General features: G+C 67.8%; 7 protein-coding genes. 1 reads left to right on the top strand and 6 read right to left on the bottom strand.

Features of this window, described 5'->3' with window-relative positions:
- Nucleotides 1-28: 28 nt before the first annotated feature.
- From DD1DGNOD_RS08740 to hemW, 5 genes are all read right to left on the bottom strand, one after another.
- Complete coding sequence (locus DD1DGNOD_RS08740) at nt 29-1,057, bottom strand: PhoH family protein (RefSeq protein ID WP_131766052.1); 1,029 nt, start codon at nt 1,055-1,057, stop codon at nt 29-31.
- 144 nt (nt 1,058-1,201) lie between these two features.
- The gene (locus DD1DGNOD_RS08735) at nt 1,202-1,987 is read right to left on the bottom strand and encodes a 16S rRNA (uracil(1498)-N(3))-methyltransferase (protein ID WP_131769853.1); all 786 of its coding nucleotides are present in this window, start codon (nt 1,985-1,987) and stop codon (nt 1,202-1,204) included.
- Between the two features lie 35 nt (nt 1,988-2,022).
- Nucleotides 2,023-3,168, bottom strand: coding sequence for a molecular chaperone DnaJ (gene dnaJ, locus DD1DGNOD_RS08730; RefSeq protein WP_131766050.1), 1,146 nt, complete (start codon nt 3,166-3,168; stop codon nt 2,023-2,025).
- Nucleotides 3,168-4,187, bottom strand: a complete 1,020-nt coding sequence (gene hrcA / locus DD1DGNOD_RS08725; protein WP_131766049.1) for a heat-inducible transcriptional repressor HrcA — start codon at nt 4,185-4,187, stop codon at nt 3,168-3,170. Before hrcA ends, dnaJ begins: the two co-directional genes overlap by 1 nt.
- Nucleotides 4,188-4,388: 201 nt before the next feature.
- The gene (gene hemW, locus DD1DGNOD_RS08720) at nt 4,389-5,579 is read right to left on the bottom strand and encodes a radical SAM family heme chaperone HemW (RefSeq protein WP_241251341.1); all 1,191 of its coding nucleotides are present in this window, start codon (nt 5,577-5,579) and stop codon (nt 4,389-4,391) included.
- Between the two features lie 344 nt (nt 5,580-5,923).
- On the opposite strand from hemW, the gene DD1DGNOD_RS27895 reads away from it, so the two are divergent.
- Nucleotides 5,924-6,094 carry a hypothetical protein gene (locus DD1DGNOD_RS27895; protein WP_165034839.1) on the top strand — a complete coding sequence of 57 codons (171 nt, stop codon included), beginning with the start codon at nt 5,924-5,926 and terminating at the stop codon, nt 6,092-6,094.
- Between the two features lie 120 nt (nt 6,095-6,214).
- On the opposite strand, the gene lepA is transcribed toward DD1DGNOD_RS27895, so the two are convergent.
- Nucleotides 6,215-7,624 (bottom strand): translation elongation factor 4 (gene lepA, locus DD1DGNOD_RS08715; protein WP_131769857.1); only part of this gene is annotated, 1,410 nt, incomplete at its 5' end.

Genomic DNA, 7,624 nt, shown 5'->3' with positions numbered 1-7,624 from the left:
GGTATGTCCGTCGTCCCGGTGCCTGTCGTCATCGCCGGTCCCGGCGGCCGGCCTGGGCGGGTTGTGGCCTCGGCGCGCTTGCCGCGTCCCACCGGGCGTAGGCATCGACGATCTCGCTGACCAGCCGGTGGCGTACCACGTCCGCGCTGGTCAGGATCGCGAAGTGGACGTCGTCGAGCCCGTCGAGGATCTCCCGGACCACCCGCAGGCCGCTGCGGGTACCGCTGGGTAGGTCCACCTGGGTGATGTCCCCGGTCACGACGATCTTGGAACCGAAACCGAGGCGGGTGAGGAACATCTTCATCTGCTCGATGGAGGTGTTCTGCGCCTCGTCCAAGATGATGAACGCATCGTTGAGGGTCCGCCCACGCATGTACGCCAGCGGCGCGACCTCGATGGTGCCGCTCTGGATCAACCGCGGGATCGAGTCCGGGTCGACCATGTCGTGCAGGGCGTCGTACAGCGGGCGCAGGTACGGGTCGATCTTGTCGTAGAGGGTGCCGGGCAGGAAACCGAGCCGCTCCCCCGCTTCGACCGCCGGCCGGGTCAGGATGATCCGGTTCACCTGCTTGGACTGCAGCGCCTGCACGGCCTTGGCCATGGCCAGGTACGTCTTGCCCGTACCGGCCGGGCCGATGCCGAACACGATGGTGTGGGCGTCGATCGCGTCCACGTAACGCTTCTGGTTCAGCGTCTTCGGCCGGATCGTCCGGCCCCGGCTTGACAGGATGTTGAGGGTGAGAACCTCGGCCGGCCGTTCCTCGCTGCCGCTGCGCAGCATCGACAGCGAGTGGTCCACATGGGCCGGGGTGAGCTCGGCTCCGGACTCCAGCACGGCGATCAGCTCGGCGAAGAGCTTGGCCGCCAGCGCGTTCTCGTCCGGATGACCGGTAATGGTGATCTCGTTACCCCGGACGTGGACATCGGACGATAACGCCTGTTCGACAACGCGCAACAACTCGTCCTGGTGGCCTAGCAGGCTCACCATGCTGTGCGCACCGGGGACGACGATGCGCGTAACGGTCCGCTGGTCGGACGGGGAGGTGGAATCGGTCATGGGTTGCGGCCGGTGTCGGCCACGAGACCTCTCGAATGACATGAGTCAGTACGGTCCTTCAGTGTAGCGATCCTCGGGCCTGTTGGACCTGCCGCATCGGCTGCGTCGACACGGCGGGGACCCCGGGCGCACCGAGAACACGGTCTAGCGGTCCCATCGGGAGGTGTGGGAGAGGACAACCGCGGCGGCGACCACACCGGCGGTCGACGTCCGCAGCACCGTACGGCCGAGCCGGGACGGTCGTCCCCCGGCCGCGGCGAACACCTCCAGCTCGGCTGTGGTGATCCCGCCCTCCGGGCCCACCACCACGATGATCTCCGGCGATGCGGCGGGCGTGTCCGGCGCCCGGGCAAGAGATGGCCGGGTGGCGGACGCCTCGGCGGCCAGCACCCGGGTCAGCGGTTCGGTGGCGTCCTCGTGCAGGACCACGGCGACGTCGGCCGCGGCAAGCCGGGCGGCGACGGTGTCGGTGTCGGCGAGAGCGCAGACCCGCGGCCAGAACACCCGCCGCGACTGCTTCGCCGCCTCACGAGCAGTCACCGACCAGCGGCCATGCGCACGCGCACCCCGCTCCCCCTCCCAGCGCGCGATCGAGCGGGAGGCCGCCCAGGGGACGATCTCGTCGACTCCCACCTCGGTCATGAGCTCGACGGCGAGCTCACCGCGGTCGCCCTTGACCAGCGCCTGGACCGCCACGAGCAGGGGGACCTGCGCCGGGTGCACGACCCTGCGCTCGACCGCGCAGTCGAGCTCGTCCCGCCGGCACTGCACGACCGTGCACTCGGCGACCACACCATGCCCGTCGGTGACATCCAGACGTTCACCGGGGCGCAGCCGCCGCACCGTCGCCGCATGCCGGCCCTCCGCGCCGGACAGCGTCAGCTCGGGGGTGTCCGGTACCGATACCTGGTGGAACAGGGGTGCGGTCAGCGGTCAGGCCCTTCGAAGGTCACCAAGGGTCACGCCTACCGCGTTCCGCGGGAGCCGCGCAGCCGAGAGAAGAAGCCCTGCCCGTCGGCGGACCCGTTACCGCTGGTTACGACCGCCGGCTGCTCTTCGTCCCGTAGCTTCGCCAGTTCGCGCAGCAGCCTCTCCTGCTCAACATCGATCTTGGTTGGTGTCTCGACCACGACGTGGATGTGCAGGTGACCCCGTCCGACCGAACGCAGGTGCGGAATACCGCGGCCACTCATCGTAATCACATGGCCCGGTTGGGTGCCGGGCTTGACCGTGATGGTCTCGCTACCGTCAAGGGTGTCCAGCACACAGGTGGTGCCGAGTGCGGCCGCAGTCATCGGGACGCGTAGCTCACAGTGCAGATCGTCGCCCTCCCGGGTGAACACCGGATGCGCGCGCTCCTGCACCTCGACGTAGAGGTCACCGTTGGGCCCGCCTCCCGGACCGACCTCGCCCTCGCCGGACAGCCGGATGCGCATCCCGTCCTCGACACCGGAGGGGATCTTGACGGTGAGGTTGCGCCGTTTGCGGACCCGGCCGTCGCCGCCGCACTCCCTGCACGGATACTCGATCACCGTCCCGGTGGCGCCGCAGCGGGTGCACGGTCTGGAGGTGACCATCTGGCCTAGGAACGAGCGGGTGACCTGCTGGATCTCCCCGCGCCCGTGACAGACCGAGCAGGTCACCGGGTGGCTTCCCGGCGCCGCGCCGTCCCCGGAACAGGTAGCGCACACCGCCGCGGTATCCACGGTGATGTCCCTGGTCGTCCCGAAGGCGGTCTCGACAAGGTCGAGCTCGAGGCGGAGCAGGGCGTCGTTGCCCCGGCGCACCCGCGAGCGCGGCCCACGGCTGGCACCGCCGCCGAAGAACGCGTCCATGATGTCGCCGAGGCCACCGAAGCCCGCTCCGAACGACGCCCCGCCGGCTCCCCCGCCGGGCGCCAACGGATCCCCGCCGAGATCGACGATCTGGCGCTTCTCCGGGTCGGAAAGGACCTCGTAGGCGGTGGTCACAGCCTTGAAGCGAGACTGCGCCTCGGGGTCGGGGTTCACGTCGGGATGCAGCTCACGGGCAAGCTTGCGGTAGGCCCGCTTGAGCTCGTCGTTCGAGGCGTCCCGGCGTACACCGAGCACCTCGTAGTAGTCGGTGGCCATCAGTCGGCACCCAAGAGATCACCCACATACTTGGCGACGGCCTGGACGGCCGCCATGGTTCCCGGATAGTCCATCCGCCTCGGACCGACCACTCCCAGGCCACCCAACGCGGACGCTCCGCGACCGTATCCTGTCGCCACCACCGATGTGGAACGCAACGCATCCACGTTGTTTTCATGACCAATACGGACCGTGACAGTATCGAGGTCCCGTACCTCGCCGATCAGTTTCAACAGAACGACCTGCTCCTCCAGAGCTTCCAGAAGCGGACGCAGCGTATCGGCAAAGTCGATGGTGGAACGCGTCAGGTTGGCGGTACCCGCCAAGGCGATCCGTTCCTCCGGCTTGTCGACCAGTGCCTCCATCACAACCGCGATCAGCGTATTCAGGTGCGGACGCAGATCCGGACGGGCGGCATCCGGCAGATCGGCGACCGCCTCCGGCGCATCCACCAGCCGGCGCCCGTTCAGCGCTGTGTTGAGCACCCCGCACAACTCGCCGACGGTCAGGTCGTCCAGCGGCGCGGGGATCTCGACCACACGCTGCTCGACCCGCCCGGTATCGGTGATCAGTACGAGCAGCAAGCGTACCGGTGTGATCGTCACGATCTCGATGTGTCGGACGCTGCTACACGACAGCGACGGGTACTGCACGACCGCGACCTGACGGGTGAGCTGCGCGAGCAGCCGGACCGATCGCCGGACCACGTCGTCGAGATCGACCGCGCCCTCCAGGAAGCTCTGGATGGCCCGCCGCTCGGCCCGGGACAGGGGCTTGACCCCCGACAGCCGGTCGACGAAGAGGCGATAGCCTTTGTCCGTGGGGATCCGGCCAGCGCTGGTGTGCGGCTGGGTGATGTAGCCTTCCTCCTCAAGCGCGGACATATCGTTACGGACAGTAGCCGGAGATACCCCCAGCTGGTGGCGCTCCGCCAACACCTTGGACCCCACGGGTTCGTTGCTGAGCACGAAGTCCTCAACGATGGCTCGCAGTACGTCCAGCCGCCGTTCCTCCAGCACGCCGTATCACCCCTTTGCCACACTGAAGCCGTCGGGCGAGGTCAGCGACGACCGCTCGAGACCGTCGAGACCAGAAACCCGTTGGTGAGGCGCTCTGGCACTCGATTGTCGCGAGTGCCAATTGTAGCTGTCCCGGCGACCAGGCGAGACGGACAAACACGTCAACGAGGGCGGGAACTCAAGGAGTGTTCCTGGCACCGGCTAGTCCGGCAGGAGATCACGTATGACGCTGTCGGCGAGCAGTCTGCCTTGCAGGGTCAACAGAACGCGTCCCGCCGCCAGCGCCGAGGGATCGACCAGCCCGTCGGCGGCGAGCCGACCGGCCTGCGACCACCCCGCCGCAGTGAGCTCCTCGACGGCGAGGCCCTCGGCCAGGCGTACCCCGAGCATGACCCGTTCCATGTGCATGGCGGGGTCGTCCAGTTCCTCGCGGGCTGCCGCGGGGCTCACACCCTCGGCAAGCAGCGCGCTGTAGGAGGCCGGATGGCGGACGTTCCACCAGCGGACACCCCCGACATGGCTGTGCGCCCCCGGCCCGAAGCCCCACCAGTCGGCACCACGCCAGTACCCGAGATTGTGCCGGCTGTGAGACTCGGGACCACGCGCCCAGTTGCTGATCTCGTACCAGTGCAGACCAGCCGCGGTCAGGGTCTCCTCGGCCTGCTGGTAACGGTCCGCCATGAGATCGTCGTCGGGCGGGAGCAACTCACCGCGCCGGATTCGCCGGGCCAGCCGGGTACCGTCCTCGACGGTCAGCGCATATGCGCTGACGTGGTCGGGAGCGAGCTCGACCACCGCGTCCAGGCTCATCTGCCAGTCCCGATCGGATTCGCCGGGAGTACCGTAGATCAGATCGAGGTTGACATGGGCGAAACCGGCCTTGCGCGCCCAGCCGACCACGTCCGGGACACGTCCGGGTGTGTGCTGGCGGTCGAGCGCGGCAAGCACGTGCGGACGGGCGCTCTGCATCCCGAACGAGACCCGCGTGTACCCGGCGGACGCCAGCCGCTCCAGGACGCCGGCGTCCACGGACTCGGGGTTCGCCTCCGTCGTCACCTCGGCGCCGGCAGCGATGCCGAACTCCGTGTCGATCATCCGAAGCAGCAGTTCGAGGTCCTCGGCAGGCAGCAGGGTCGGCGTCCCACCGCCGACGAAGACCGTTGACACCGCAACGTCGGCCGTGCCGAGAACGGCTCGGGCAAGGCGAAACTCAGCCGCCAGCGTTTCCACGAACGTGCCGATCGCGACCCCCGGCCCGAGTTCGGTCGCGGTGTAGGTGTTGAAGTCGCAGTAGCCGCAACGGGTCGCGCAGTACGGGACATGCACGTAGACCCCGAACGGACGGGTACCGAGGCTGCTCGTGGCCCGCGCCGGGAGCGCACCGTCCCTCACCCGGGAGTTGCCGTCCACGGCCCGGGGGCCTGGGCCTCCTGGGCCTCCCGGACCGGCTTCGCCGGACAGACCGGGGTTCGACGCGGCCGTCGAGATGCGTGGCATGACCATAGTGTGCCCGACTCGCAACACTGTGTCTGCCCTCAGCGTCCGCTTTCCGTTCTGGCAACCGCATGCGCGATCAGGGGACACCCGGGTTGCGGCCGTCCCCTGATCGCCAGATGGTCCCAGGAGCCATCGGAGCCCCCTACCAGCGGCGGCGTTGATCTGACATTGATAATCGACGGGTCAATATAGGTAAAGCGTCGTGAGTTCGTGGTCCCGCGTCGGGGAAGCTCAATCACATGAATGACGACGCCGTGCGCGGTGTCCTCGACAACATCGAGGATCTTCTCCCCCCCCACGCGACGGAGTACCGATCCGGCACCCTGGCCGGATCGGCCGGTCCCGCCAACCATGACGAACCCGCTACCGAACCCATCCGACTACCCTCCTCATCCACCCGAATTCCCTGAGTAGCCCGGGGGGTCAGGGCCTCCCGGACCGGCTTGCGGACCTGCCGGATCCGGGAGGAACCCCGAGCATGAGAAGGAAGTCCGGCTGAAGGAAGACAGTCCGGCTGAAAGGCAGTCCGGCTATTTTCCGCTCTTGGACGTGTCCGTGGAGAGGGCCGCGATGAATGCTTCCTGAGGGACTTCGACGCGGCCGATGGTCTTCATCTTCTTCTTCCCCTCCTTCTGCCTCTCCAGCAACTTGCGCTTGCGGGTGATGTCACCGCCGTAACACTTGGCCAGGACGTCCTTGCGGATGGCGCGGATGTTCTCCCGGGCGATGATCCGGCTACCGACTGCCGCCTGGATCGGCACCTCGAACTGCTGGCGCGGGATCAACTCCCGCAGCCGGGAGGTCATCGCGACCCCGTAGCCGTATGCCTTGTCCTTGTGGACGATCGCGGAGAACGCGTCGACAGCCTCACCCTGCAGGAGGATGTCGACCTTCACCAGGTCGGACACCTGCTCGCCGGCCGGTTCGTAGTCAAGGCTGGCATATCCCCGGGTCTTCGACTTCAGCGCGTCGAAGAAGTCGAAAATGATCTCACCGAGAGGGAGCCGGTACTTGAGCTCGACCCGGTCGGTCGATAGGTAGTCCATCCCGCCCAACGTGCCGCGCCGCCCCTGGCACAGCTCCATGACCTGCCCGACGAAATCCGACGGCAGCAGCACCATGGCGTCCACGACGGGTTCGTACACCTCGGCGATCTTGCCTGCCGGCCAGTCGCTCGGATTGGTGACGATCGTCTCGCTGCCGTCCTCCATGACCACCCGGTAGACCACGTTCGGCGCCGTGGAGATGAGCGTGAGATCAAACTCCCGTTCCAGGCGTTCCCGGACGATCTCCAGGTGGAGCAGCCCGAGGAAGCCGCAGCGAAAACCGAACCCCAGGGCCGCGGACGTCTCGGGCTCATAGGTCAGCGCGGCGTCGTTGAGCTGCAGCTTGTCCAGGGCCTCTCGCAAGGCGGGATACTCGCTGCCGTCAATCGGGTACAGACCGCTGTAAACCATCGGACGCGGGTCGCGGTAACCGCCCAGCGGTAGTTCGGCCGGGCGGCCCGCTGAGGTCACGGTGTCGCCGACGCGGGCCTGCCGGACGTCCTTGACCCCCGGAATGAGGTAGCCGACCTCCCCGGCGGACAACCCGGCCCGCGGGATCGGGTCCGGCGAGATCACCCCGACCTCGAGGGTCTCGTGGCTTGCCCGCGTCGACATCATCAGGCAGCGGTCCCGGGCGGTCAGCCGGCCGTCGACCATCCGCACATAAGTGATCACACCCCGGTAGGTGTCGTAGACGCTGTCGAAGATCATGGCCCGGGCGGGGGCGTCCGGGTCACCCATGGGCGCGGGAACCCGCCGGACGATCTCGTTGAGCAGCTCGGGCACGCCATGGCCGGTCTTGCCCGACACCAGGAGCACGTCGTCGGGATCACAACCGATGATCTGCGCCAGCTCGGCCGCGTACTTCTCCGGCTGCGCGGCCGGAAGATCGAT

Source organism: Candidatus Protofrankia californiensis (genome assembly GCF_900634765.1).
GTDB classification, from domain to species: domain Bacteria; phylum Actinomycetota; class Actinomycetes; order Frankiales; family Frankiaceae; genus Protofrankia; species Protofrankia californiensis.
This window is presented reverse-complemented; position numbering and strand designations above follow the sequence as displayed.